At 55.1% G+C, this 488-nt stretch carries 1 pseudogene; it reads left to right on the forward strand.

Going from position 1 to position 488, the window contains the following annotated elements:
• Positions 1-355: pseudogene (locus EN750_RS41385) on the forward strand (hypothetical protein); the annotation flags it as partial.
• Positions 356-488 lie beyond the last annotated feature (133 nt).

A 488-nucleotide genomic window follows, 5' to 3' on the forward strand; every position in this document is an offset into this window, starting at 1 on the left:
ACACAGCGATGAAGGGGATTTGTTCAGCCGGCAGCAGAGCATCGAGTTCTGCCATCGCGGGAAACAACCGACGTTCATCTGCTTAAAGCGACATCGGTCAGCAAGACCGCAATTTTACGTCGATCGGAGATGGGATATGAGAGATTTGCCGAGCGACTTCGATGCTGACGTTGTGATCGAAGTCAGTCGGTTTCTCGATGATGCCGAGGATCTCGCCCCGTTGCCGGTGCACGAACTGGTTAAGCGGATTCGTACGACACTGCAGACCCGCCTTTCCGATCAAGCAATCGAAAAACTGGTCGTCGAGATGGCGTCTAAACGTGGATTGCCCATGGTCTTCGACAAGCCTGCATGACTGGAGAGAATGGCAGGCCGAGAAAACGGCCATGTGCGAGTCTTCACCTGCCGGGCTGGCGAACATAAGCCGTCGGCTTGACAGCTCTGATAATGGTTCTCGGTTCGCCGGGAGGGGCAAGGCGATATTGGAC

It is taken from the genome of Mesorhizobium sp. M7A.F.Ca.ET.027.03.2.1 (assembly GCF_003999175.1).
GTDB lineage: Bacteria > Pseudomonadota > Alphaproteobacteria > Rhizobiales > Rhizobiaceae > Mesorhizobium.